Genomic DNA, 26865 nt, shown 5'->3' on the forward strand with positions numbered 1-26865 from the left:
CGATGAATTGGTTTGACTTAACCATCTTAGCTATTTTACTGATATCGGTGGTGGTCAGTTTATTCCGTGGTTTAATTCGTGAAGTGATGTCACTTATTATTTGGGTGGCTGCTTTTTGGCTGGCTTGGCATTATGTGGATGTCGGTGCTAACTGGTTACAAGCCTATATTGAGTTACCTTCAGCGAGACATTTGATTGCATTTGTGGCTTTGTTTTTATCGGCTTTGATCGTTGGTGGTTTAATTAACTTTTTATTGGGTAAAATTATTTCCGGCACCGGATTAACCGGAACTGACCGATTTTTAGGTATGTTTTTTGGCTTATTACGTGGTGCTGTGGCGGTGACTGCCATGGTGCTATTTTTACAGGCTACACCTTTATCGAGTGACCCATGGTGGCAACAATCCACCTTACAACCGCACTTTTCTAAATTAGCCGATTGGGTCAAGCAAAGAATGCCTGACGACATAGGAGAATATTTTTCTTTTATGAACGATGAAACCATCCAACAATCATTACGTTCAGGATTACCGACCAATAATGAATCAGAAACCTCGAAACCTGCACCCAATGATAATCAACCTCAGCCTCAACCGGTACCGCAACAACCGGATCAGCAATAAAAGGAGCTAAACAAATATGTGTGGAATTGTGGGTATTATGGCCAATCACGAAGTGGCCTCAACCATTTATGAATGTTTAACCATCTTACAACACCGCGGCCAAGATGCTGCCGGTATTGCCACCTGTCACGGCCGTAAACTAGAATTGGTCAAAAATAATGGCTTAGTCAGTGATGTTTTTAAAAGCAAGAACACCGAAAAGCTGAAAGGAAATGCCGGTATTGGACATGTGCGTTATCCGACAGCCGGATCCAGTGATTATGAAGAGGCTCAGCCCTTTTATGTTAATTCTCCTTTTGGAATTGCTTTTGCTCATAATGGTAATTTACATAACACCGAACAGTTAACCCGTGAATTATTTGCAGAAGACAGGCGTCATATTAATACCCGCTCCGATTCCGAAGTGTTGCTTAATATATTTGCTCATGAATTGGCTAACGCATCAGGTTTAAAAATCACCCCCGAGGCCATTTTCCATGCCGTTAAGCGTGTCCATCAACGTTGCCAGGGTGCCTATGCCGGGGTCTTAATAATTCCTGGGTACGGTATTGTGGCATTTCGTGACCCCAATGGTATCCGCCCTTTGGTTTACGGTGTGCGCCGTTCAGAAGAGGGTGATGAATATATGGTTGCTTCAGAAAGTGTGGCGCTGGATTTGCATCATTTTGATCTGGTGTCTGATGTGGCTCCCGGGGAAGCCATTATTATCACCAACGACCGTCAAGTTCATCGACAAGTATGTGCCGATAAAACCCAATTATCGCCCTGTGTCTTTGAATTCGTCTATTTTGCTCGTCCCGATTCCATGATTGATGATGTGTCCGTCTATAAAGCGCGGTTACGTATGGGTGAAAAGCTGGCAGAACGTATTAAAGAACGCTGGTCTGATGAAGACATTGATGTGGTGATTCCAATCCCTGAATCATCGCGCACCGCCGCCATTCCTTTGGCACATGCATTGAATTTAAAATTTCGCGAAGGCTTTATTAAAAACAGGTACATTGGCCGCACCTTTATTATGCCTGGTCAAGAGCAACGAATTCAATCGGTTCGACGAAAGTTGAATGCTGTGGAATTGGAATTTCGCGGTAAGAATGTGCTGTTGATAGACGACTCCATTGTGCGTGGTACCACCTCACAACAAATCATTCAAATGGCGCGTGACTCGGGTGCCAAAAAAGTCTTTTTTGCCTCTGCTGCACCACCAGTGCGTTATCCAAATGTGTATGGCATCGATATGCCTGTCTCAGACGAATTAATAGCACACAATCGCACTGAAGACGAAATCTGTCAATTACTGGGTGCGGATGGGTTAATTTATCAAACTTTAGAGGATTTAGAAGCTGCATGTTGGGAAGGTAACCCTAAAATTGACCGTTTTGATTCTTCCTGTTTTTCTAACGATTATGTGACTGATGTGGCAGATGAATATTTTGTTAGTATCGGTTTAAACCGCAGTGATTTAGCAAAACAACACAATGGCGAGTGAAACAACAGATTGTGATGTAATCATTGTTGGTGGTGGTATGGTTGGTTTAGCAACAGCCTTATCGCTGGCTTCTCAGGACTACCGTGTGCACTTGCTGGAGGCCGGTGAGCCACAGCAAGTGAAGACCGATACCCATCCGAGTTTTGATGATCGAACGTTGGTTGTGAACCCGGCCTCGCAGTTATTTTGGGAGAAATTAGGTGTATGGTCTGAGTTAGCGCCCCACAGTACAGTTGTTAATTCTGTTCATGTTAGTCAAAATGGACGGTTTGGCGCAGTTCGCTTTAATCATGATGCTATGCATGTTCCTCATTTGGCGCATGTGATTGAGGCTAGGGTCTTAGGTCGGTTGTTATGGGAAAAAGTGTACCGTCATAAGCACATTCAATTAACCGCCCCGGCAAAGTTAACGCACTTTACTGCCGATGAAAAAAGTATTCAGGTTCATTATCAACAAGATGCGCAGCAGAAAAATCAACGGGCATTGTTGCTGTTAGCAGCTGATGGGGCGCGTTCTTTTGTGCGTGAACAATTAAATTTGCCCACAATCACTAAAAACTACCACCGGACTGCCATCATTGCCAACGTTGCCACAGAATTATCCCATCATCAATGTGCATACGAACGACTCACGGCATCAGGACCAATGGCGTTATTGCCATTTCATGATCGTTTGGGACTGGTATGGACTTTACCTCAAGAGCAAGCGAAACAGATGCTAGATACAGATGATGCGACATTTATGGATGCTTTACAACACGCCATGGGTCATCGCTTAGGTCGCATAACTCGAGTTGGCCAGCGCAGTAGTTATCCGCTTTATCGCATCACAGTTCCACAGCAATACAAGAGTCGGGTTTTATTAATAGGTAATGCCGCACATACGGTGTCTCCGGTATCGGCACAAGGTTTAAATCTGGGCGTTCGCGGAATTCAGCGGTTAATGGCAGCGCTCAGCGATGCCCGAAAGCAAAATCACGATATCGGTAGTGATCTTGTACTGGAGGCGTATCAGCAACAATCTTGGCCAGACCAGCAGCGAATTTTACAGTACACCGATGACTTAATGACGTGGTTTAAGTTGGATGTTCCGGTGATTAACGGTTTACGTGGTTTGGGGATGTTGGCGGTGGATAGTTCCTTGTTGTTAAAAAAGCAATTTTATCGACTGGCCGGTGGTTTTTGAGGTGATTAATCATGTATAAATTTGACGTAATTATTAGTGGTGGAGGTATGGTGGGTGCTGTGTGTGCCAATGCCATGGCTGCTGCCGACTTTAAGGTGGCCATGATTGAGGCAGCGCCGCAGGTTAGTTGTCAGTCCGATGATGAACGAAGTTTGCGGGTATCTGCGATAGCCGATAAACATCTCAACTTTTTCAAGGCGTTAGGCATTCAGGCTCACATAGATGGCGAACGCATGGGTTATTACCAGAATATGATGGTCTGGGATAACCACAGCCGTGGTCATTTAGATTTCACTGGTGATAATGGTACTGATTTAGGGGCCATTATTGAAAACAAGTGGGTGGTTTATGCGGCACAAAAGAAGCTACAAAATAATGATCATGTAGCAGTATTATATAATCACACCATCCAGTCTTTTGAACAATCAGATCGTCAAGTAACAGTATCACTTGATAACAATGAACGGCTTCAAGGTCGTTTACTGATAGCCTGTGAAGGTGCCCGATCGCCGTTACGTGAAATGGCTGGTATAACTGTGCGCACTAACAGTTACCGACAATTCGCCATTGTCTGTTATTTACAAATAGAGAATGCGCCACAGCGCACAGCGTTACAAGCGTTTAATCACAGTGGACCGGTGGCATTATTACCAGTTAAAGACGATGTATTCTCTTTGGTATGGACTTGCGATGAAGATTATTATCAACAATGGTTAGACGCTGAAGAAAGTCACTTTATCGCAGGTTTACAAGCGCACATACGCCGCGATTTTGGTGCCATCAAAGTTATCAGTGATCGAGCAGCTTTCCCGTTACGGCAAATGTATGCCAATGAGACCATACAAAATCGTTTGGTGCTTTTGGGTGACAGTGCCCATGTGGTGCATCCTTTGGCCGGACAAGGCGTGAATTTAGGTCTCAGTGATGTGGTTGAATTAGTCAGGCAGATTAAAGACATTAATCTGCGAGATACAGAAGCATTAAAGCAGGCTCTAAAACGTTATTATCGCCGACGCCAAAGTGAGGTATTGGCCACCTCAGAATTAATGAGTTTTTTACAGCGTTTTTATGCCATTGATCAGCCGGCACTCACTTGGTTACGTGGCACCGGCATGAACTTGGTGAATGGATTTAAACCATTAAAAAACTGGTTAGTGACGCAAGCAGGTAGCTAGCTTATTTTTGGGTCGTCACTTGACCTTGACTGTCTGCGATTAAAGTTATATCGGCACCGCGACGCGCAAATAGACCGTTACTCACCACCCCGGAAATGGCGTTAATCTGCTGTTCTAAACTAATGGGGTCGGTTATGGTTAAGTTTTTAACATCAATGATTTCATTGCCGTTGTCGGTCACAAAACCTTGTCGGAATACCGGTTGACCGCCTAATGCCACCAACTTTCTGGCCACCAAACTACGCGCCATGGGAATGACTTCTACCGGTAAAGGAAAACCACCTAATATGTCCACCCGTTTTGTTTCATCGATAAGACAAATAAACTTTTCAGCGGCTTCAGCCAAGACTTTTTCTCGGGTTAATGCACCGCCGCCGCCTTTAATGAGTCGATTATGGGCATCGCATTCATCGGCGCCATCAAAATAAAGCAAAATATCACCGGTTTGATTCAAATCTTTTACATGAAAGCCATGGGCTTTAAGTTTAGCAGTGGTGGCTTCTGAGCTTGACACCACAGCATCAACCCGACTTTTTACAGTGCTGAGCAAATCGATAAAATGATTAACGGTTGAACCGGTGCCCATACCGATTAACATATCGTATTCATCTAAATACTCTAAGGCGGCACGTGCCACCGCTTTTTTCATGTCGTCATTACTCATAGTGTTAACCATTGTTGTTCAGTTATTATGCCTTGAAGTTTAACATCCCAGGGGTCGATGGGCAATTTATCAAGTTGTTGTAGGGCATGTGCCACGCCAACCAACATTGTACCAGTATTATCGGCAAAATAACGATCATAAAATCCACCGCCCATTCCTAAGCGATGGCCTTTGTCGTCAAAACCCAGCAATGGCAACAAGCACAAGTCTAATTTAGGTGCCTGATAATCAGCGATAAATTCAGGTTGTGTTAAACCATAATGGGTTGTTGTTAGCGGTGTATGGGGGGAATATAAATGAAATTGCATTGTGTTCTTATAAATCGCAGGAATATAAAACAACTTATCAAAGGTTAATAATGCACTTAAATCCACTTCATTGTTAATCGGTAGGTATAAACCAATGTGTTTTGATTGTGTCCATACATCACTGTTAATCAGTTTTTCGACGATGATTTGAGAGTTTTTTTGCACTTGCTCAGCCGATAAGGCCTGTCTAAGTTGACGTAAGTGTCGTCGTAGTTGTTGTTTCTGTTGAGATTGATCTGCTGAAGGCATGGTTAGAAAATGAAAGATGTTGACCGTTGGTGCCGTTGACTATTGGCGTCCTTGGTACCAAAGGTACAAGGCGGAAACCTCTCAATATCTAAGGCTTCTCACTGCAAATGGTGAGCTGGCACACGGATAATTGATTCCGGTTTCCTGTGGTTTTCAATTAGGGCCAAGGCATATGCAAATAGCTCTCGAACACCACAGTCAACATCATTAGGATCCATTTTAGTCGTTCGCAATGGCCTGTTCAAGCTTACCATTAAGTTTTTTTATGGTGCTCATGACTTCGGAGTCATATTGTTGGTTTAAAGATTGTGCTTTAATAAGTTCGTGCGCTATGTTCATGGCTGACATTAATGCGATTTTCTCATGTGAGAGGGTGCTGTTGTTCTGCTTAATTTCTCGCATGGTACTGTCAAGATAATCTGCAGCCATCAGTAACGACGGCCTTTCTTCCGGCTCGCAACTGAAGGGATATTCCCGATTGAGTAATTTAACCGTTATACGTTCTTTACTCATACCACTTGCTCCAGGTTTCTTAAGCGCGAAATCATAGACTCCAATCGGGTTTTAGCTTGATCGTTTTTCTGCATGAGCTGGGCTTTTTCATGGGTCAGCTCTTCCATTCGAGTTCGCAGTGCGTTATTTTCAATGGAAAACTGTTCGATTTTTTCGAGACATTTTTCAATGTTTTTCTCTAATTCTTTTATGTCGTTCATAGATTTATTGAGCCATTAAAATATTTAAAAATCCTTGATGCCTAAACGTTTTATCCCCATAATGCACACCAGTTACAGGAATCCCCCGATATCAGGTGGTTTTCTACCGATTTAATATAATTTGTTAACGATAAAAGGTCAATGAACTTATTAGATTATTGTGGCAAGTTTATGAAAAATCTATAAAATATATGAAAATTCCCTATCAAGCATTTGCCGCACACTTAAAATCCTTGGAGGTTTTAGCCTCGCCGGCAGAATTACATGCCCAGGCCAGTGCCATGCTTTGTTTTAATGCTGACACCCACTTTAAAAACTGGTTACAGTTAACAATGGCTGATTTTTGCTTGTCAGAGACTGCGCCGGAAGCGGTTACAGAGGTTTTTTCGGCGGTTTTTGAGTTGGCTAAAAAAGAATTAAAAGATCCTGAATATGGTTACTATTTAATTTTACCCGATGACAATGACGATTTGGCGATACGGTTAAAGGCCGTGTCAGATTGGGTCAACGCTTTTTTATCCGGGATTGGACAAGCGGGTTTTAGTTATGCGGGTTTAACCGAAGAAAGCCGTGAATTTATCAGTGATTTAAATGCCATAGGACAACTGGATAATCAGGTTGAAGGGGTAGAAAGTGACGAGTTGGATTATCAACAAGTGGTAGAATATATTCGTTGCGGGGTGATGTTGTTATACACCGAATTAAATCATATTCAGCCAGCATCACAGCGGCTGAATTAATCAGGTCTTCAACGACCGGTGAGAATGGGTAAACTTCTGCATAAATTACTTGCAAGTTGGCAGGTAATTAAGTAACATTCCCGCACTTTGTGAATGGCCGAGCCTTGGATGGCAGTTTCAAGTCAGGCCCAGGTTCAGATAACGTAGAAAAATATGAAAACATTTAGCGCAAAAGCGGAAGAAATTAACCGTGAATGGTTCTTAATCGATGCCGAAGGTAAAACTTTAGGTAGAATGGCGACTGAAATCGCTACCAGACTTCGGGGCAAACACAAGCCTGAATACACCCCTCATGTGGATACCGGTGACTACATTGTGGTCATCAATGCCGAAAAAGTGGCTGTTACCGGCAATAAAATGAATGCTAAAGTTTATCAGCATCATACCGGTTATGTGGGTAACTTAAAAACCATCGGCTTAAAGGATATGTTGGCAAAACACCCTGAGCGGGTGATTGAGAAAGCCGTTAAAGGCATGTTACCCAAAAACACATTGGGTCGACAAATGTATCGAAAATTAAAAGTCTATGCCGGCAATGAGCACCCTCATGCTGCGCAAGAACCCAAAGCTTTAGAGGTATAAACATGGCAACAGAACAATATTACGGAACAGGACGTAGAAAATCTTCTTCAGCACGTGTGTTTTTAACACCGGGTTCAGGCAAGATTATGATTAATGACAAAGACATTAAAGATTATTTTGGTCGAGAAACAGCACGTATGTTAGCTCGTCAGCCATTAGAGAAATTAGGCTTAAATGATCAGTTTGATGTCAGATGTACGGTTGTTGGCGGTGGTATCACCGGTCAAGCAGGCGCCATTCGTTTGGGCTTGTCACGTGCATTGTTAGAGTCTGATGAGTCACTTAAAGGGCCGTTAAAAGAATACAATTTCTTGACACGGGATGCCCGTAAAGTGGAAAGAAAGAAAGTCGGCTTACGCAAAGCCCGTCGCTCGGTACAGTTCTCCAAGCGTTAATTTCTTTTTACAAGAGATTCAAAAAACCGGTCTTTATGGCCGGTTTTTTTATGCCTGAAAATTATATACTTCCCACTTGTTAGTGAAAATTTGCTATATTAAGTGAACTGCATCATAAAAACATAATTCAACGCTTGCTAAAATTGTGAAAATTACCTATCGGTGAACAATGTCAACAGCACATTACCCTCATAAATCACAAGGCTTTAGTGTCCTGACCCTGCTTTCATATGTTGTTGTATTTTTTTGTTTTAATGGTTTTTTAGGTTGGCTGTTTTTACAATCATTACCGCTTAAATCTGAGTTCGATTTCTTGTTAATTGGTATTTACGGTGTTTTATCCGTCGTCTCATACTATTATTTTGTGGTGAATGATTTGCTGGCCGCCCAATTGCGCGGGCGTTCCATGGCGTTGGGGTTTTTGTTTGGACATGGTGCCTTCGCTTTTATTGGCTTTGCGCAAATATTCCAGCTACCGGAAAATATGGTGTGGTATATCAGTGGCGTTTTACTGGTTGCCGCTTATGTCTTTGGCGCCTATGGCGCCACTCGGTTTTCTCGTTACAATAGTCGCACCCGCGAGTTGATGCGAATAAAAAGTGAAACCGATGAATTAACGGGTTTATATAATCGCCGTCATTTTACACAGTTTCATCAGAACCTATTAGATAACTCACGCCGTTTGTCACAACCAATTTCAGTACTCATGTTTGATTTAGATGACTTCAAACGTGTCAATGATGGCTTAGGACATGCGGCCGGCGATGTGGTGTTAATTGAAATCAGTCGCATCATGGCAAAATGCTTAAGAAAATCTGACCTTGCTTATCGTTGGGGTGGGGAAGAATTTTTGGTGTTATTGCCACAAACAAAGTTAACAGATGGCAAGCAAGTGGCGGATAAGATTATTCAACAAGTTGCAGAGCAGGTTATTTATTATCATCAGCACGAAATACAATTAACAATTAGTGCCGGGGTTGCAGAGCATAATCAACAAGAAGACCACTTACAACAAACCATTAGACGGGCAGATCAAGCGCTGTATCAAGCCAAACAACAAGGTAAGAATCAAGCCGTTACTGCTGCTTCGGCAGTAACCGCATTGGGCTTAGTGACGATGAGTGAAATCTGATAACTATTCATACAAACCGCCGCTACCTGATTCCTGATAACGGCGGTCAATCTCAGTTAGTCGCTATGAAATGATTCACTTTGCTCCGCTTTTTGCGTTAACAGTTTAGCCGGCTCGAAACGAATGCCATGTTGTCGCGCTAAACTTTGTAAAGTTTCTACAATATCGGCAGCACCACGGCTATCAATGTATCTAAATGGACCACCGGTGAAGGGCGGAAATCCAAGTCCCAAAATCGCGGCTAAATCACCATCATCAGCATTGGCTAAAATACCTTCCTCAAGACACAGCACACACTCATTAACAAAAGTCAGACCGATGCGATTTTGAATGGTGGTTTTGTCTATGGTTTTTCGTTCTTCACCGCCAAAGTACTGATAAATGTCAGTATTGACAGATTTTTTGCCTTTTTTAGGATATTGGTAAAAACCTTTACCTGATTTGCGACCATAAAGTTTGGCTTCGGCCAGTTTTTGTACGGTGTCATCTTGTTCAATACCCCGTTCCATAAACATCTCACCTAAAGCACCCCGCGCGATGTGCGCACCCACGTCAATCCCCACTTCATCCATTAATGCCAACGGTCCGACCGGAAAACCCCAGTCTTTCATGGCATTATCCACATCTTCAATTTTAGCGCCATCATGTAAAACTTTGATGGCTTCATGGGTCATGGCTGACAGGACTCGTGTGGTATAAAACCCAGGACCATCTTTGACCACCACCACGGTTTTGCCTTGTTTTATGCCCACATTGATGGCCATTTGACGGGCTTTTTTTGCGGTTTTGTCGGTCACAATGACTTCCAATAAAGGCATTTTAGGCACTGGTGAGAAATAATGCATACCCACCACATTTTGCGGGTTAGCGGCTTTTTCGGTGATGTCAGCTAACGGTAATGAGGAGGTGTTGCTGGCAAATACCGTACTTTTCTTACAGCGCTGCTCAACATCAGCTAAGATTTTTTGTTTCAAGCCTAAATCTTCGAAAACCGCTTCAATAATTAAATCAGCTTCACAAATGGCTTCCTCATCAATGGTTGTTTCAATTTTCGCCATCAATTGGTCTCGCTCAACACCAGTCATGGCTTTTTTGTTGACCAGTTTTGTAAAATCATCCCAAATTGTTTTTAAGGCAGAAGCAATGCCTTCAGGGTTGATGTCTTTAAGAATGACATGATAGCCATTTTTAATCGAGACTTCGGTAATTCCCGCACCCATAAAACCGGCACCGATCATGGTGATGGCGTCGGTGTTCTCAGTTTTATTGTTGTTTTTTAATTTTTTATTGTCTTGAATGGCCAAAAATAAGCGTATCAGGTTTTGCGAGACCGGTGAAGCATGTAATTCACCAAAAGCCATGGCTTCGGCTTCCAATCCCGCCTGTAATCCATCTTCTAAACCGATTTCAACACAGTCCAGGATTTTTAAAGGCGCCGGGTAATTGCCACGGGTTTTTTTCATCACTGTTTCGCGGGCCTTTTTAAGTACATAATTACGGCCAACTGAGGTGCTAAGAGCTTTATCTACCAGTGTTTGTTTTTTGGGTCTGCGTTTAACCGGGCTCTCAGCCTGTTTTAATGCCGCTTGATAAAGTCCTTCTTTATGGATGAGTTCATCCACCAGGCCATTTTTCTTGGCGCTGTAAGGGTAAATGTTTTTACCGGTTAGTAGAGCATCTAAGCCATATCGTAAGGAGGTTAATTTAATGATGCGCTGAGTGCCGCCACCGCCGGGTAATAATCCCAGTTTCATTTCCGGTAAGCCAAATACAGTTTTTTCATCCGTGGTGGCAATGCGGTAATGACACGCCATGGCCACTTCCAGGCCGCCACCTAAGCAAGCACCGTTAATGGCAGCAATGACGGGTTTTTTGAGCTGACTTAATCGACTGAGGATTTGATTGCCTTCACGGGATAATTTCTCTGCTTCTTCAGAGGTTTCCATGCGTTGAAAATCTTTGATGTCAGCGCCGGCAATAAAGCAATTGGGTTTTTTGGAGATTAAAATAGCGGCTTTAATGTCGCCGTTTTGTTCAATGGTGTCGAGTAAGCCGCGAAAGTCATCCAGCATGGCCACAGATAAGGTGTTCACTTCAGAACCCGGTTGGTCCATCCAAATGGTGGCAATATTATTGTCTATAACTAATTCAAAATTGGCCATGATGTTATCCTATTTTTTTCAGTAAAATTGAAGAACCCAATCCACCGGCAGCGCAAGCGCTGATCAGTGCGTATTGGCCGTTTGATTGCAGTAAGCGCCGTTTGGCAGCGGTTAATAAGCGGCTTCCGGTGGCACCAAAAGGGTGACCTAACGACAGTGAGCCGCCTTGGGTGTTGATTTTTTCCATGGGAATCTCTCCCACCGGTTTATCTAAACCCAATCGGTTTTTACAAAATTCCTTATCTTGTAAGGCGGCTAAGTTAGCCAGTACTTGACCGGCAAAAGCCTCGTGTATCTCAAACACATCAATGTCATCTAAAATTAAGCCCGATTCCTTCAGCAATCGACTGATGGTGTAGGCCGGCCCCAATAGCAATTCACCTTTGGGTGTTTGACCGGAATACGCAAACCCTTCAATCACCACCTGCGGGTTAAGGTTTCTTTTCTTCGCCTCTGCTAAGTTCATTAATAAGCTTACAGCAGCACCATCGGTAATGGGTGAGGCGTTGCCGGCCGTTACCGTTCCATGAGGTTTAACAAACACCGGTCTTAAGGATGCCAGCTTTTCCATGGAACTGTCGGCATAAAAAGTGTTGTCTTGCTTGACGACTTCAAACTTAGGCGGAATACTAATAAACTCAACCTCCTGATCAAACTGGCCATCTTGCCAAGCTTTCGCCGCCATTTGGTGCGAGCGCAGGGCATAGGCGTCTTGTTGCTCGCGGCTGATGTTAAATTTGGCCGCCAGTTGATCAGCATCTTGGCCCATGGTTAAACCGGTTGAGAACTCGGCAATGGCCGGTGTCACCGGAACCAATGATTTAAACTTAAATTGTTTGAACACCTGCCAATAATCTTTAAAGCCCTTGGCTTTTTGAGCGGCCATTAAGGTCTTTTTTAATTCATGGGTGATTCGAACCGGCGCATCTGACATTGACTCAACACCGCCGGCCAGGCCAATGTTAATGGCGCCTGACTGAATGTCTTGCGCCGTATTGGTGATGGCGCGGTTACCGGAAATACAAGCCATGGTCACTGTGTATGCCGGTGTTTTCACATCAATACCGGCGCCAATCATGGCTTCTCTGGCGACATTAGACGTGGCTGCATTTTGTATGACGTTGCCCATAATAACCTGGTCGCATTCAGACTGCAGGAAATCATGACGATGCTTCATTTGATTGAGAGCCATTCTACCTAAATCGTAGGCTGACAGGTCTTGGGCTTTGCCGCCCGGCGATTTCATAAATGGTGTGCGAACCCCATCTATAACAGCCACTTGTGAGTCTTTAAATATCATTTTATACGCGTTTAAGATTGAATAACATACATTGTCACCATACGCATGCGTATTGTCAAGTTTTTGCCAGTTGATTGTACTTTGTCGCTGCTTAAAAACACATAATTAAATGGTGGCTGAACAAAACCACTTTACCTGGCTAAAAATAAGCAAATAAAACAGGAAATCCTTAACCTGAAGCGAGTTTTGGTGTAGAATGCGCGCACTTTGGGGTAGGTAAAACTACCTGAGAGGCTTTTGCACAGTACATTGCCATACTTTTTTTCAATAAATGGTACCGTCAATGTGATGTGCAAAGGCCACTTTTAGTTACCCTTTCCCAAATCTACTTTTTAACAAGACAAAAGAAGGCAATCATGACTACAGATTTAAGTAAATACAGAAACATTGGTATTTTCGCACACGTTGATGCAGGTAAAACCACCACCACCGAGCGAATTTTAGGTTTAACCGGTAAAATTCATAAAATGGGTGATACCCATGATGGCGATGCCACCACAGATTTTATGGATCAAGAACGTGAACGTGGTATTACCATTCAGTCCGCAGCCACCAGTTGTATGTGGAATGATCACCGCTTAAATATCATTGACACTCCGGGTCACGTTGACTTCACCGTTGAAGTTTACCGTTCTTTAAAAGTATTGGACGGTGGTGTGGGTGTTTTTTGTGGTTCGGGTGGTGTTGAGCCTCAATCTGAAACTAACTGGCGCTATGCCAATGATTCAAAAGTTGCTCGTATCATTTTTGTTAACAAATTAGATCGTATTGGTGCTAACTTTTTAGACGTTGTTAAACAGGTTAAAGAAGTTCTAGGCGCGACACCGTTGGTGATGACACTGCCGATTGGTCGTGAAGATGAATTCACCGGCGTGGTTGATGTTCTTGAACGTAAAGCCTACATTTGGGATGGCAGCGGCGATCCGTTGGCTTATACAGTTGAAGACGTACCTGCTGATATGGTTGACGAAGTTGAAGAGTACCGTGAAGCCATGATTGAAACAGCGTTGGAACAGGACGATGAAGCCTTAGAAAAATACTTAGAAGGTGAAGAGCCTTCAATTGAAACCATTAAGGCTTGTATCCGCAAAGGTACCAACAAACTGGCATTCTTCCCAACCTATTGTGGTTCAGCCTTTAAAAATAAAGGTGTTCAATTGGTATTGGATGCGGTGGTTGATTATCTGCCGGCACCGACAGAAGTGCCGCCACAACCTGAAGTGGATTTAGAAGGTAATGAAACCGGCGAGTTTGCGATTGTTGATCCGAAAGAACCTTTACGCGCATTGGCGTTTAAAATTATGGATGACCGTTATGGTGCCTTAACCTTTATTCGAATTTATTCGGGTATATTAGAAAAAGGCATGACTGTCCTCAACACTTTTACCGGTAAAACCGAAAGAATTGGTCGAATTGTGGAAATGCATGCCGACGCTCGGATTGAATTAGAACGTGCACAAGCCGGTGATATTGTGGCCGTTTTGGGTATGAAAAATGTGCAAACCGGTCACACCTTATGTGATCCGAATGACCCGGCCACTTTAGAACCAATGGTATTTCCGGATCCGGTTATTTCGATGGCTGTGGCCCCTAAAGATAAAGCGGCGGCTGAAAAGTTAGGTGTTGTACTGGGTAAAATGGTCAAAGAAGATCCTTCTTTCCAGGTTGAAACTGACATTGATTCCGGCGAAACCATTCTAAAAGGTATGGGTGAATTACACTTAGATATTAAAGTCGATATCTTAAAGCGTACCCATGGTGTTGAAGTTGAAGTTGGTCAGCCACAAGTGGCGTACCGAGAAGCCATTACTGCGCCAATTACAGACTCTTATACCCATAAGAAACAATCCGGTGGTTCCGGTCAGTTTGGTAAAATTGACTACACCATTGAGCCCGGTGAAACAGGTTCCGGTTATGTGTTTGAATCCACAGTGACCGGTGGTAACGTACCTAAAGAATACTGGCAAGCCATTGAAAAAGGCTTTAAGAGCTGTATGGTTGAAGGTACTTTGGCCGGCTATCCTTTGCAGGATCTGAAATTCACTTTACAGGACGGTCAGTATCATGCGGTTGACTCATCAACCATGGCCTTTGAAGCCGCCTCTAAAGGCGCTTACCGTCAATCGATTCCAAAAGCGAAACCGCAACTCATGGAGCCGATTATGAAAGTGGACGTTTATACGCCGGATGATCATGTGGGTGATGTGATTGGTGACTTAAATCGCCGTCGCGGTATGATCAAATCACAAGATCCAACAGCCACAGCAGTTCGTATTAAAGCCGATGTGCCGTTATCTGAAATGTTTGGTTATATTGGCTCATTGCGTACCATGACTTCAGGTCGTGGCCAGTTCTCCATGGAGTTCTCGCACTATATGCCTTGTCCTTCTAACATTTCTGAAGAAGTGATTGAAGCGGCAAAAGAGCGTCGTAAAGCCAGTTAATACGGCTTACACGAAACATAGAAAGGGTGGCTTTTAACAGCTGCCCTTTTTTTTGCCTTGCGTTATTATACGGACATGACTGAAATTGATTTTAAACAAAAAATAAATATTGACCGACCTTACGGTGAATCCCTGCCTGAAACCAACTGGCAGACCATTGAACTGGCTTTGGAGAGTGACCGTGGCCGTATTATCAATTCGCCCTCCTTGCGTCGCTTACAACAGAAAACCCAGGTATTCCCATTGGAGCGCAATGCCGCTGTTCGCTCGCGACTAACCCATTCTCTGGAAGTACAACAAAACGGGCGCTATCTGGTGCAAACGGTTTATAAAAAGTTAACAGCTAAAACTGAAGATTACGGCCTGGATGGCGGCCAACAAGCCATCACCTCTTTGGTGGAAATGGCTTGTTTAATGCACGATATTGGTAATCCACCATTTGGCCACTTCGGTGAACAGGTGATATCTAATTGGTTTTGTGATTATTTAACCGATAAATCACACTGGCCAAAGACTGAAGGTGAAGCCGTAGATTCGCTTCAAAAAATCATGCAACGTGATTTATCCACTTTTGAAGGCAACGCCCAGGCCATTCGCTTAACCGCAAAATTACAGCGCATGAATTTAACCTTTGCGCAAACTGCCGCTATCTTAAAGTACAGCCGCAGTAACGAACAATCCGCCACAAAAAATCTCAGCTACATACAGAAAAAAGCCGGCTATTACTTGTCTGAACAAGATTTTGTCAATGACATGTGGCGTTGCGTTTCAGTTGTACCCGGTCATCGTTATCCGTTGACCTATTTAATGGAAGCCGCTGATGACATTGCCTATTGCTTGGCTGATATTGAAGACGCGGTGGAAAAGGACATTATTCCTTTAAGTTATTTGATTGAGTTATTGTTGGTGGCTTTTCAGACAGAGGGCGGAGACATCAGCAAATCATTTTTGGGCCAGAATCCAAATAATTTAGTCAGCTTTAAAGATGTTTTACAAACAGCCTACCAAGACAGCCAACAAGTCAGTATTAACAGCAACCAAGCTTTTTTTATCAAAATTCGGGTGCCCATTATTCACTACCTGGTGAATCATGCCGCGCAACAATTTGTCGAACACATCGAAGCCATTTATCACGGTAATTACAATCGGGCCTTGTTAGAAGACAGCAGTGAAGCCCACCGGCTGTTAAAAACCTTCAAACTAGTGGGCTTAAAGCACGTCTATTGCCACAACGAAGTACAACGCCTGGAACTACAAGGCCAACAAATCATCACCGGCATACTGGACCACAATGCCTCTTTATTAAAGTTATCGACAGAAGAATTCCAAAAATTATTAAGTGACGGCAAACTAACCACTCAGCGTCTGCTCATTAACCGCATGGATCCCAATCATTTAAAAGCCTACCAACTAGCCATGCAAGACGTTGATGCCAACCACAGCCTATGGGATTTCTATCACCGCTGCCGCCTGCTACAAGATCACGTCAGCGCCATGACCGACCACAGCGCCTATGATGAGTATCGGTTGTTGATGGTGAGTGGCTAAGGTTATTAAGCAAATATGGATTTTATTCATGACGCTTAGCTATGATTTTATTGGATGCTTGCCAGATGCCCAAGAAAGGGATATTAATAGTGAACTTGACCATTCTCAATTAAGTCACACAGGATGTTCCATTCAGGTTTCACCCATCCGGCTGATGTAACGATATTTTTATATGTTTATGATATATTTAACCCGTGGTGCATTTGGAGCGATAAATGCTTCATAAGCATATTTTTAATACTTAAAACGTCACGTCATTCCGACTAAGCGAAGCGCATGGAGGAATCTCCTCAAATTTGACGGAAATTTCCATGTTAAGGAGATATCTCCACTCGCTTCGCTCGGTCGATATGACAGTTTTTATTTAGATTTTTTCCAAATGCACCACGGGTTATATTTACTTAAAATTAATTCTTACGGGTAAGATACAGCCCGTATTGACTGACACCAAATAATAAAAGGAGACTTGTTTATGTATTTATCCGTTAATCGCACTTTATTACTGTTTAGCTTTTTTATGTGTTTTACCACTCAGGTGGTTTTGGCTCAGTCCAAGACCTACCCCGATGGCCATGGTGGTGAAGTGACCTTTCCCCAGGGTGATGTGTCTTTTGCCGATGAAGTCATCTATAGCGATACCGGATCAGAACAACCTGTTAAAGATGCCGGCGATCCCGAGGAGGCGCTTGGTCCGCCGAATTATAAAGAAGGTAACAAGCGAGGCTATGTGTCCTTGGGTTGTAGCGGCGAGCTGATATTGAAATTCACTGATAACCAATTGATTGATATTCCCGGTCCTGATTTGTATGTGTTCGAAGTTGGCCCGGCGATTGAGCCCACGGCGTTGGCTGTGTCCAATAACAATAAAGATTGGGTGGGCATTGGTCAAATTGAAGGCGGTAAGTCGGAGATTGATATTGCGCCTTATGTAGACAGTGACATGAGCTTTCGTTATGTCAAATTAATTGACTTAAAAGAACAATGTGGCGGCGATACACCGGGTGCCGACATTGATGCGGTTGGCGCGATTGGCTCATTACAACACATCGCTTTAGACAGTTCGGTGTTATTCAATACCGGCAAATATCAACTCAAGAGCGAAGCAAGCAAAGCGATTGCTGATGCCCTGGCTAATATTGATCAGGCACAAATCCAATCGGTGATTATCAGCGGTCATACGGACAATGTCGGTAGCGCCGAGTCAAACCAAGAGTTATCGAAAAACCGCGCCCAATCTGTCGCAGATTACCTAATTGCCGAAACCGGTATTGAGGAAAACAAGATAACAATCCAAGCCCATGGCGAGAGTGACCCCATTGCCAGTAACGAGACTGAAGAAAGCCGAAGTAAGAACCGCAGGGTAGAGCTGAGTATCCGATCCATCGCCACTGAGACTGCACAGAATGTGGAGCGCATCAGAATCTTAGGTATATGGCGTTCCAAAGATAACCGTCAGACTACACTACGCCAAACCAATGACACCATCAGTGGTGAATACACACAAAAAGGTGGCGGCCAAATTATTGGCGAATTTACCGATGAAACCGTGTTTGAAGGTTTTTGGATCAAAAAAAGCTCTTCACAAACCTGCAAAACCGAAAAAGCAGGTAGCAAATACTGGGGCAAACTTCTGATCCAGTTTGATTCACCAAACCGCGATGTATTTGACGCCAAATGGTCATATTGTGATGCAGAAAAATGGCAAGGAAACTGGCAGCAAGCAAACAGAATTCTGTGATAAATATCTTTAAGTATTTTTTAGAATGAGAAAGAATGGCAGGTTCTTTATGATTTTTAATTTGGGACATGCATTAACTGAGGCAATATTAGAATACATTTCTTCTGATAATATGGTACTTTCAGAGTGAAAAGTTGACTAACTTTAGAGTATTTTGGTTAAAAGTATAGAGCTTAATGTTCTTGACTATATTTTTTTGGTTTTTACCAGATTCAAGCCGAGCGGTATGACCTCACAGAAGTGAAGAGGTTAGAAGAATAGTTGGGGTTATTCTATTTCAAAGCATGTTTTAGGCGAATACCAACGGACCATTTGGCCTCGTGGTCCCTACTGTTGGTTGCTGTGTTTTTTGTGAGTATTCTTTAAGCTGCTTAACCGTTCCAACGGCTGAAAAATTCATCAGGAACGAATTTTCATGCAAGCCCTCATGGATGAGGGTGAGTATCAGGGATGATACGAATAATACCCAATAGATTTGGAACACTTCAATTAAATAAAGGTGTCAGCACCGGATAGTACTTACTGACCCCTTTATATTCATTTCAATGGCTGAAGTGGTTCAGTTTAAGTGATTGTTTACAATCAAGAACAACCACCGCAACAGACACCGTCTTCACCATGTTTTGGCTTCTTGTCAGTGGTTGGCGTATTTTCAGAGGTGGCTTGAGCCAGTGTATCTTCTTTTTGGGCTGGCGTTGTTTCCACTGCTTGTTGTTTGTTGTTGCTTGTGAATATGTTCTTAAATATGTTAACCATGTGATTGTTCTCTCAGTATCTTCAATTAAAGTCTGCCGGTGACGGCGCAAAGCCAAAGTGTAGACTTAAAATTACGTGGAGACAATGCCATCAGGCATGGTTAAGCGCTTTGGGCGTTCTATTTGCCTAAAAGTTGATTCATATCAAATCATGTTCCTGACAAAATACTTTAAATGAGGCAGTTAGTAAAGCCACATCTGTTTCCGGCGATATGGACACTCTGACCACGTAATCTTTGTCTTCTTCTTTGGTGGTGCCTTGCGTTGAAGTGGCCGGAATGGTCCAGTAGCTGCCTTTGAGTTGTCCGTAACTGACGCAGTTTTTGCAGTCTTTCGGGTGCTTTTTAATCATGAATTCGATTAATTTTTTATTCAGTGCTTTTTGTCGTTCCTGACGTTCTTCTTTGGTTTCGGCTTCGACGGGTAGGTCGAGGGAAAATACCGAAGGCTTAAAACCTCTTTGTGCCATCTCATCTGTGACATAAAAAATCTTGGCTTTGGGTAGGATGGCTTGTATCTGTCGGACAAATTCACGGGTGTTTTGGTAGGCTTTGACGATGCGTTCAGGCATGGAGGGCATGGTTTCAGCCAGGGTGTTGAGTTGCTTGGCATCGGCCTGGTTATCAGATAATTTTAAATGGGCGGCGATCAATGGCATTAAATCTCTCGCCACTTGGTTGGCTGCACAATAGCCGGCGATACAGCGACCGCCACTGGGAAATTTTGAACCGCTGGCAAATGAAATAGTTTTCACCGTGTTAAGCTCGCTGTCGGAGTGTAATAATTGCACATTGGGGCAGAAGGTTTGATCCACCATAAAAACCGGTTGCACAGCGTCGCCACCGTTGGGTGTTTGTCGTTGCAGACTCAGGGTTTCGCTCAAAGCGGTCATGTCGGGCACTTCAACCCTTGGATTGGTGGGAATTTCAGCCAAGACAATTGGTACGCCATCAACCTTTGCAACCGATGCTAAAACCGTCTCTAAGCTGTTAACTAAATCGGCACCGCCATCTACCAATAAATCGACAATCTCTGCTTGCGGGATTAAATCAGCCACCCGTCGGGATTGGTCATTGGTACCGCCGTAACAGTTGGGTGGTAATATGATTTTAATCGGTTTGTCGGGATGTGCGGTGCGGGCATTTTCGACCAGACCCATCAAAATGGCGTATTGAATCGACAAACCACTGGACGCCACCAACGGCATCGATGAACTGCCGGTATTGTCTTGAATGCATTTGGTCACAGTGTTTTTGGCTTCATGGTTAAGTGTTGTCACAGGGACCTTATTGCCAACCAGTTCCTGCAAAATCTGATAACAGTTAGCCGGTGACATGGCGATGGTTTCACGCCTTCTGACATGTTGCACTGCACTGACCAGCTGCGTTGAATCGGATTGGTGAATAATGATGATAGAACCCAGCGCGGGGTGGATGTTAACGGTTTGGTCAATATATGGGTTTTTCGTTAGCTTCTCACTAAACGGCTGTTGGGTGACATAAATTATACGGCCATCGTTATGTTGTGGAATCTCATCGCTGTCTTTTACCTGGGTTAATTGGTATTGATAACCGTAGATGTTTTTGAGTCTGGACTCGTCGAGAAGCGGTGATTCCTCGCCATCGTAATAAATATAGGTGGCTTTATTATTCAGGGCATTGTGGCGCAAAATAGCCAAAATAGGCATGGTTTTAGAGGCAAAGGCAATAACCTGTTCATCGTCAACCCCATTAATCTCGGCCAAAACCCATTCCAATAAACTTGATAGCTGATGTCCTAATCGGATGTAATCATAGGCTGTGGGTAATTTCTCGAGTTCATCACTGTTCACCAAGCCGGATGAAAGTCGTTTTTTTAATTCGTCTAAAAATTCTGTCTTGGCTTTGGATTCATTGTAAATATCGAGCCGATGGGTGGTGAGTTTAAGCCAGTCTTGAGGCAAGTTATTCAGCAGCGTTTTAATTGATTTTAATATATCGGTGTTGGTATTCAATGATCTCTCCAGTTTGATGACATGTGATGACGAACATGAATGATATGGGCAAATGTCGTTAGTTCAACATCCGCACAGCATTAACGTCAGTCCTTATGGATTTTATCTGAGATGATTGTTTTTGTGGGCGAAAAAAAAGGGAGACCCATGGCCTCCCTAAACATTGATAAAAATGGATTATTCAAATTTAATCGTTAAATTGAATACTCCATGAATCGATGTAACCACCATCTCGATAAGAATGGTCAGTCACTTCTAAACGCCATTGACCGGCTGATTCAAGGGTTCCACCGTTCAAATTAACATCAAGTAGTAAGTTATCGCCACTGTCAGACGGATTATTCCGCGCATGGACAGTACCACTGGCACCTGTGGGTGTAAATACTTTCACAGACAAGTCACCACGGTACGTGTGCTTGATGTCAGCTTTCACTGTAATGCTTCCGATTGCACCTGAACGTGGCACATTGATATAAGAGTTTACAACACCTGCTGCACCCGTAGAGATTGTGACATTTGAGGTGTTTTCAAAGAAGTTATTACCACCTCCGCCACCGCCGGCTGTATAGCTACCCAATAGGCTGACACCTGAATAACTGCTGTAACCTCTTAACATCACATGGTAAGTACCTGCTTGAACATTACTGATGTTACAAGTTTCATTGTTACCAGATCGCCAGGGACGACAATCATAAGTAGAGGTGGTTGGTTTGCTGCCGTATCGAACATACAGATCGGCATCACCAGAGCCGCCACTCATGGCAAAACTAAGGTTAGTAGCACCTGCTGGAACTTGTAAAGTGAAGAAGGTTTCTGAACCTGAAGAACCTGACAAGCCTGTTTTCGCTGTGCCATTGGTTAATGTGCCATCAACCGGATCAGGCCCTGGACCTGGATCACCGGAACCACTGAAATTGTTTAACAACAGATTCGGTGAGCCGGAACGGGCATCAGACACTTTATTCATGATGGCTGCATTTTTAATGGCATTACCAACTTGAGTCGGTGATGCATTTGGGTATTCATCCAAATAGAGCGCAGCGACACCGGCCACATGGGGTGAAGCCATTGACGTACCACTGATGGTGTTGGTGGCTGTATTACTGGTTGACCAGGTTGAGGTGATGGATGAACCCGGGGCATAGATATCTAAACAAGAGCCATAATTTGAAAATGATGATCTTGCATCAGAACTGGTGGTGGAACCAACCGTAATGGCATTAGCGGCTCTGGCAGGTGAGTAAGAACAGGCATTGCTGTTGTCATTACCGGCTGCGACCACCATGGTGATACCTTGAGAAACTGCTGAGTTAACGGCATTGTCAAGTGCAGAACTGGCACCGCCACCCAAACTCATATTAGCCACTGCAGGTTTAATATGATTTGCAGCAACCCAATCAACACCACCGATAACACCCGAGTTTGAACCTGAGCCATCACAACCCAGTACCCGAACGGCATAAATTCTGGCATCTTTGGCGACGCCATAAGTGGTAGAACCAATGGTACCGGCCACATGTGTGCCGTGGCCTTGACAGTCATTGGTGCCGTTGCCATCGTTAATCGCCGTATAACCGGAACGACCACGATTACCAAACTGGTTATGCGTAATTCTGACACCGGTATCAATTACATAAGCATTAACACCCGTACCATCGTAGTCATAGCTGTAGGTGTTATTCAAAGGTAAATTAGCCTGATCAATTCGATCTAAGCCCCAAGTGGCATTGTTTTGTGTGGCACCGATACTAACAACCTGGTCAGCTTCAATGTAATCGACCCGCGGATCTTTTAATAAAGCGGCAACGTGTTTGACGGAAGCCGATTGCATGACAAAACCATTAATGGCTGACGAATAGATCTGGCTCACAGATCCACGTGCCTGAGTGGCTAACGTCACACCAATATCTTGCACCACAGCAGCGCGCGCCTCAGCCAACGAAAAGTTAGCAGAAACTCTTTGTACGGCAGATTCGTTCACGGTGCTGTCTTTTAAAACAACTATGTATTGATCGGAAATCTTTGTGGCCAAATTCATGCCTTGTATTTGCGGTTTCGAAGAATTGGCGTCGCCATTGAATTGCGCCATGCCAATTTGACAAGTGGCGGCTAAAGTGATGGTTGCTAAAGATCTTGAAATTGCGTATCGTAAAGAATTTTTTGGCGAACGCGCGCCATTCTCTAATTTTTTCATATTAGAAGTCTCTCCTCTATGTTAAATGATTGGATTGATAATTCAATCCGGCTATAGCACCTTTTATTTTTATAATTATTTATGGTGTGGCTTTAATGAATCTCGTTTCATAAAAGCTGTATATATTTATCTTTAAAAAAACGATTAAAAATGTGATGATGTTATCAAAACGCTAAACTAAGAACTCATTAAACAACCAAAACCCTTGTTTTTTTGAAAATAAAAAAGTTTATTCTCAGATTTATTAAAATTTTTTACAGTCGGACCTTTTTATAAAGCAATACTAATCTAACCCGTGGTACATTTAGGACAGAAGCCAACAAGTATTGTCATATCGGCTACGTCCGTTCCAACTAATGTAGCAGACCTAGTTCCGTGTAGGCCACCGAGCGAAGACCAGTTAATATAAATTAAGCGGTTTGTGCGAAGCACAAGAAGCTTAATTGAAATGGCGGCGTCCATGCGCTTCGCTTAGCGGAATGACATGACACTTTTAGGTGCTGAAAGCAATCTTGAGAACCAATTATCATTCCAAATGCACCACGGGTTAATCTAGATAAGTTTTAGGATAGCGATGCTTTAAAGTTGGTTATAAACTGGTTGTTTACAGTTTATATAAAGTTTATGAATCCTTAAGAGGCAAACCATTTGCTATTTAATGCATCAAAAGGCTTTATTAAAGCCCAATTGCCGTTATAATCGCGCCCTTTTTAACGTATCGGCCCTCACATGATCAGCACCGCCAATATCACCATGCAGTTTGGTTCAAAACCACTCTTTGAAAATATCTCCGTTAAATTTGGAAACGGCAACCGCTATGGTTTGATTGGCGCCAACGGCAGCGGTAAATCAACCTTTATGAAAATCCTCACCGGTGAATTGAAACCCACATCAGGCAATGTCTCTTACGATCCGGATGAGCGCATTGGTGTTTTGGGTCAAGATCAGTATGCCTTTGAAGAGCAAACAGTGATAGACACCGTCATTATGGGTCACAAAGAGTTGTGGCACAACAAAGTTGAACGGGATCGTATTTACAGCCTGCCTGAAATGTCTGAAGAAGACGGCATGCAAGCGGCTGAGCTGGAAAGTGCCTTTGCGGAAATGGACGGTTATTCCGCGGAAGCCCGTGCCGGTGAATTGTTATTGGGTCTTGATATACCTGAATCACAACATTTCGGACCCATGTCAGAAGTGGCGCCCGGTTGGAAATTGCGGGTATTATTGGCACAAGCCTTGTTTGCTGATCCGGACTTCTTATTACTGGATGAGCCCACCAATAACCTTGATATTAACACCATTCGCTGGCTGGAAGAGACCTTAACAGCGAGAAAATCAACCATGATCATCATTTCCCATGATCGACATTTTTTAAATTCGGTGTGTACCCACATGGCTGATTTAGATTATGGTGATTTGCAGCTATTTCCGGGTAATTATGACGAATACATGACCGCGGCCACCCAAGCCCGCGAACGTAAATACGCCGAAAACGCCAAGAAAAAAGCCCAAATCGCCGAATTACAAAGTTTTGTCAGTCGCTTCTCGGCTAATGCCTCTAAAGCCAAACAAGCCACCTCCCGACAAAAACAAATGGAAAAAATCAAACTGGAAGACATTAAACCGTCATCCAGAGTGAGCCCATACATTATTTTTCAACAAGGCAAAAAGCTATTCAGAAACGCCCTTGAAGTCAAAGGCTTAAGCAAATCATTTGATAATCACACCTTATTCAAAGACGTTAACTTACTATTGGAAGTGGGCGAACGTATCGCCGTTATCGGTGCCAACGGCATCGGTAAAACCACCTTCTTAAACTGCATCACAGAAAACATAGAAGCTGATACCGGCACCATTAAATGGTCAGAAAATATCGAGATCGCGTATTTTAAACAAGATAATATGGGTGCTTTTAAGGAAGACATGACCGTTTTTCAGTGGATGGAACAGTTCAAACAAAAAGGCGATGACGAACAAGCCGTGCGCAGCGTTCTGGGCCGTATGCTGTTCTCCACAGAAGACTCAAAAAAGAAAACCACCGTGCTCTCAGGCGGCGAAAAAGGCCGCATGATGTTCGGTAAAATCATGCTACAAAAACCCAACGTCATCATCATGGATGAGCCCACAAACCATTTGGATATGGAGTCCATTGAAGCCTTAAACCTGGCCTTAGAAAACTACGAAGGCACCTTAATCTTCGTCTCCCATGACCGCCAGTTTGTATCATCAATCGCCACCAGAATCATGGAGATACAAGAAAACGACGTCATCGACTTCCGCGGCACCTACCAGGACTATTTAGAGCGCCAGGGTATTAATACCTAATTTGGAGAAAATGATTGTGATTGCCACTATAAAATAATAAGTGGCAATCACAATTATAGAATCCAAACCCCAAACCGACGCCGTCGTCCTCGGACTCGATCCGGGGCAGCTTCCGCATCCTGCTAACGCTGCAGACCATTTACGCTCCTGCTCACATGGCAGACCTACATCGTGTAGGCCACCAACATCCATGTAGGCCACCCAATCGCTATCGAGTCGATTTACAAGGACGTAAGGAATGCAAATATTGTCTGATCACCAACAGTAGGGCCCTTAAGGCAACGGCAGGACAGCCGTTTTACCATGCGCAACGGTCACTACCTAATCCCTTTTATCGTGACAGACCTACGTCCTGTAGGCCACCCGAAGGGCTGTTGGCATGGATGTCATAAAGTACAACAATAACTGCCTGCTATTTCTGCAGGCCATTTACGCTCCTGTTCACATGGTAGGCAATTATCGCGTCCTGCTAATGTTGCAGACTTACTTCCTGTAAGCCACCTACATCGATTTGCATGGACGCAAGGAATGCAAGGATTGTCGGGAACAATAATTGCCATGTAGGCCACCCAGTTCGTGAAACGAACAAAAGTGACGAACGTCATCCTCGGGCACCGACCCGAGGACCTCATGACGACACCCATAATTTCAAAAAGAATAAATTTCATCTTCAAAATCATCAAAATTGTCCAAATTAGAAACATAAACAAGTCCACTCTATAAATAGTCCCTCATTCTCAAGTTTTGAGAAAGCGCCGGTATAAGATAAGTTTTTAACAAGGAGCCAAACCATGAAAAAAGATTTCAACGATATCCCCAACGATCCTGATACCCGTATTCTTGTCCATTTTGAAGCCATGCTCGGTGATTTACCGGTCTGTGTGCAAGGCCGGGCATTTGAAGGTGTGCGCGCAGAAAGTATGATTTTTCACGCCGAAGACGTCAAAAACCTCAGCGATGAAGAACTCATCGCAGAAGTGAAAGAATCACCACTTGTGGATCCCGAAAAAGGAATCACCCTAAGTCGAAAAAATCCAGATTTCGCATTCGTAAATTTTAATTTTGTTGTTAAGGACTGATACTTCAATAGTCTCATTCTCTAGCATGAGATGCAAACGACTAATAATAACCAAGCACCTCAAGCCGGCTG

The 26865-nt window shown here is 43.5% G+C and carries 22 protein-coding genes and 1 other RNA gene; 13 read left to right on the forward strand and 10 right to left on the reverse strand.

All coding sequences use genetic code 11. The features are described 5' to 3' along the window. Window positions 1-2: 2 nt before the first annotated feature. From OS173_RS11440 to OS173_RS11455, 4 genes are read left to right on the forward strand one after another with little or no spacing between them, the layout of a single operon-like run. Window positions 3-623, forward strand: coding sequence for a CvpA family protein (locus tag OS173_RS11440; RefSeq protein ID WP_267184427.1), 621 nt, complete (start codon window positions 3-5; stop codon window positions 621-623). A gap of 16 nt (window positions 624-639) precedes the next feature. Beyond that, on the forward strand, window positions 640-2112 hold the full coding sequence (gene purF / locus OS173_RS11445) for an amidophosphoribosyltransferase (RefSeq protein WP_267184428.1): 1473 nt from the start codon (window positions 640-642) through the stop codon (window positions 2110-2112). Beyond that, window positions 2102-3298: an FAD-dependent oxidoreductase gene (locus tag OS173_RS11450; protein ID WP_267184429.1), complete on the forward strand. Its 1197-nt coding sequence runs from the start codon at window positions 2102-2104 to the stop codon at window positions 3296-3298. Before purF ends, OS173_RS11450 begins: the two co-directional genes overlap by 11 nt. An 11-nt stretch (window positions 3299-3309) precedes the next feature. After that, entirely contained in the window at window positions 3310-4473 is a 1164-nt protein-coding gene (locus tag OS173_RS11455; protein WP_267184430.1) for an FAD-dependent monooxygenase, read from the forward strand. Window position 4474: 1 nt separating this feature from the next. On the opposite strand, the gene rpiA is transcribed toward OS173_RS11455, so the two are convergent. The 5 genes from rpiA to OS173_RS11480 all read right to left on the reverse strand — a co-directional run bounded on the left by rpiA (window position 4475) and on the right by OS173_RS11480 (window position 6407). Next, a complete protein-coding gene (gene rpiA, locus OS173_RS11460) occupies window positions 4475-5137 on the reverse strand; it encodes a ribose-5-phosphate isomerase RpiA (protein WP_267184431.1) in 663 nt (220 codons plus the stop codon). After that, window positions 5134-5694, reverse strand: coding sequence for a 5-formyltetrahydrofolate cyclo-ligase (locus tag OS173_RS11465; protein WP_267184432.1), 561 nt, complete (start codon window positions 5692-5694; stop codon window positions 5134-5136). The genes rpiA and OS173_RS11465 overlap by 4 nt, the downstream gene beginning before the upstream one ends. Window positions 5695-5710: 16 nt before the next feature. Further along, window positions 5711-5898, reverse strand: a non-coding RNA gene (gene ssrS, locus OS173_RS11470) — 6S RNA. Between the two features lie 15 nt (window positions 5899-5913). After that, window positions 5914-6207, reverse strand: a complete 294-nt coding sequence (locus OS173_RS11475) for a cell division protein ZapA (RefSeq protein WP_267184433.1) — start codon at window positions 6205-6207, stop codon at window positions 5914-5916. Beyond that, window positions 6204-6407, reverse strand: coding sequence for a TIGR02449 family protein (locus OS173_RS11480; RefSeq protein WP_267184434.1), 204 nt, complete (start codon window positions 6405-6407; stop codon window positions 6204-6206). The genes OS173_RS11475 and OS173_RS11480 overlap by 4 nt, the downstream gene beginning before the upstream one ends. Before the next feature lie 191 nt (window positions 6408-6598). Here OS173_RS11480 and OS173_RS11485 point away from each other — a divergent pair, with 191 nt between their 5' ends. From OS173_RS11485 to OS173_RS11500, 4 genes are all read left to right on the forward strand, one after another. Further along, the gene (locus OS173_RS11485; protein ID WP_267184435.1) at window positions 6599-7147 is read left to right on the forward strand and encodes a UPF0149 family protein; all 549 of its coding nucleotides are present in this window, start codon (window positions 6599-6601) and stop codon (window positions 7145-7147) included. A 153-nt stretch (window positions 7148-7300) separates the two neighbouring features. Next, complete coding sequence (rplM, locus tag OS173_RS11490; RefSeq protein ID WP_267184436.1) at window positions 7301-7729, forward strand: 50S ribosomal protein L13; 429 nt, start codon at window positions 7301-7303, stop codon at window positions 7727-7729. A 2-nt stretch (window positions 7730-7731) separates the two neighbouring features. Further along, window positions 7732-8124, forward strand: coding sequence for a 30S ribosomal protein S9 (rpsI, locus tag OS173_RS11495; RefSeq protein WP_267184437.1), 393 nt, complete (start codon window positions 7732-7734; stop codon window positions 8122-8124). Between the two features lie 169 nt (window positions 8125-8293). Then, window positions 8294-9256 carry a GGDEF domain-containing protein gene (locus tag OS173_RS11500; protein WP_267184438.1) on the forward strand — a complete coding sequence of 321 codons (963 nt, stop codon included), beginning with the start codon at window positions 8294-8296 and terminating at the stop codon, window positions 9254-9256. A gap of 56 nt (window positions 9257-9312) precedes the next feature. On the opposite strand, the gene OS173_RS11505 is transcribed toward OS173_RS11500, so the two are convergent. Further along, a complete protein-coding gene (locus tag OS173_RS11505; protein ID WP_267184439.1) occupies window positions 9313-11418 on the reverse strand; it encodes a 3-hydroxyacyl-CoA dehydrogenase NAD-binding domain-containing protein in 2106 nt (701 codons plus the stop codon). Window positions 11419-11422: 4 nt separating this feature from the next. Next, a complete protein-coding gene (locus OS173_RS11510; RefSeq protein ID WP_267184440.1) occupies window positions 11423-12718 on the reverse strand; it encodes an acetyl-CoA C-acyltransferase in 1296 nt (431 codons plus the stop codon). A gap of 356 nt (window positions 12719-13074) precedes the next feature. Between OS173_RS11510 and fusA the strand changes: the two genes are divergently transcribed. From fusA to OS173_RS11525, 3 genes are all read left to right on the forward strand, one after another. Continuing rightward, window positions 13075-15162, forward strand: a complete 2088-nt coding sequence (fusA, locus tag OS173_RS11515) for an elongation factor G (RefSeq protein ID WP_267184441.1) — start codon at window positions 13075-13077, stop codon at window positions 15160-15162. Between the two features lie 75 nt (window positions 15163-15237). Beyond that, window positions 15238-16710 carry a dGTPase gene (gene dgt / locus OS173_RS11520; protein ID WP_267184442.1) on the forward strand — a complete coding sequence of 491 codons (1473 nt, stop codon included), beginning with the start codon at window positions 15238-15240 and terminating at the stop codon, window positions 16708-16710. A gap of 472 nt (window positions 16711-17182) precedes the next feature. Next, on the forward strand, window positions 17183-18448 hold the full coding sequence (locus OS173_RS11525) for an OmpA family protein (RefSeq protein WP_267184443.1): 1266 nt from the start codon (window positions 17183-17185) through the stop codon (window positions 18446-18448). 582 nt (window positions 18449-19030) lie between these two features. Here the strand turns inward: OS173_RS11525 and OS173_RS11530 are convergent. From OS173_RS11530 to OS173_RS13345, 3 genes are all read right to left on the reverse strand, one after another. After that, entirely contained in the window at window positions 19031-19204 is a 174-nt protein-coding gene (locus tag OS173_RS11530) for a CCGSCS motif protein (protein ID WP_267184444.1), read from the reverse strand. A 138-nt stretch (window positions 19205-19342) separates the two neighbouring features. Continuing rightward, window positions 19343-21196: a PLP-dependent aminotransferase family protein gene (locus tag OS173_RS11535; protein WP_267184445.1), complete on the reverse strand. Its 1854-nt coding sequence runs from the start codon at window positions 21194-21196 to the stop codon at window positions 19343-19345. A gap of 187 nt (window positions 21197-21383) precedes the next feature. After that, a complete protein-coding gene (locus OS173_RS13345) occupies window positions 21384-23390 on the reverse strand; it encodes a S8 family peptidase (protein WP_323373189.1) in 2007 nt (668 codons plus the stop codon). A 729-nt stretch (window positions 23391-24119) separates the two neighbouring features. On the opposite strand from OS173_RS13345, the gene OS173_RS11555 reads away from it, so the two are divergent. Continuing rightward, the gene (locus tag OS173_RS11555) at window positions 24120-25715 is read left to right on the forward strand and encodes an ABC-F family ATPase (RefSeq protein ID WP_267184446.1); all 1596 of its coding nucleotides are present in this window, start codon (window positions 24120-24122) and stop codon (window positions 25713-25715) included. Window positions 25716-26506: 791 nt separating this feature from the next. After that, window positions 26507-26794, forward strand: coding sequence for a hypothetical protein (locus OS173_RS11560; RefSeq protein ID WP_267184447.1), 288 nt, complete (start codon window positions 26507-26509; stop codon window positions 26792-26794). Window positions 26795-26865 lie beyond the last annotated feature (71 nt).

Origin of the sequence: Marinicella gelatinilytica (assembly GCF_026410405.1) — a bacterium.
GTDB lineage: Bacteria > Pseudomonadota > Gammaproteobacteria > Xanthomonadales > Marinicellaceae > Marinicella > Marinicella gelatinilytica.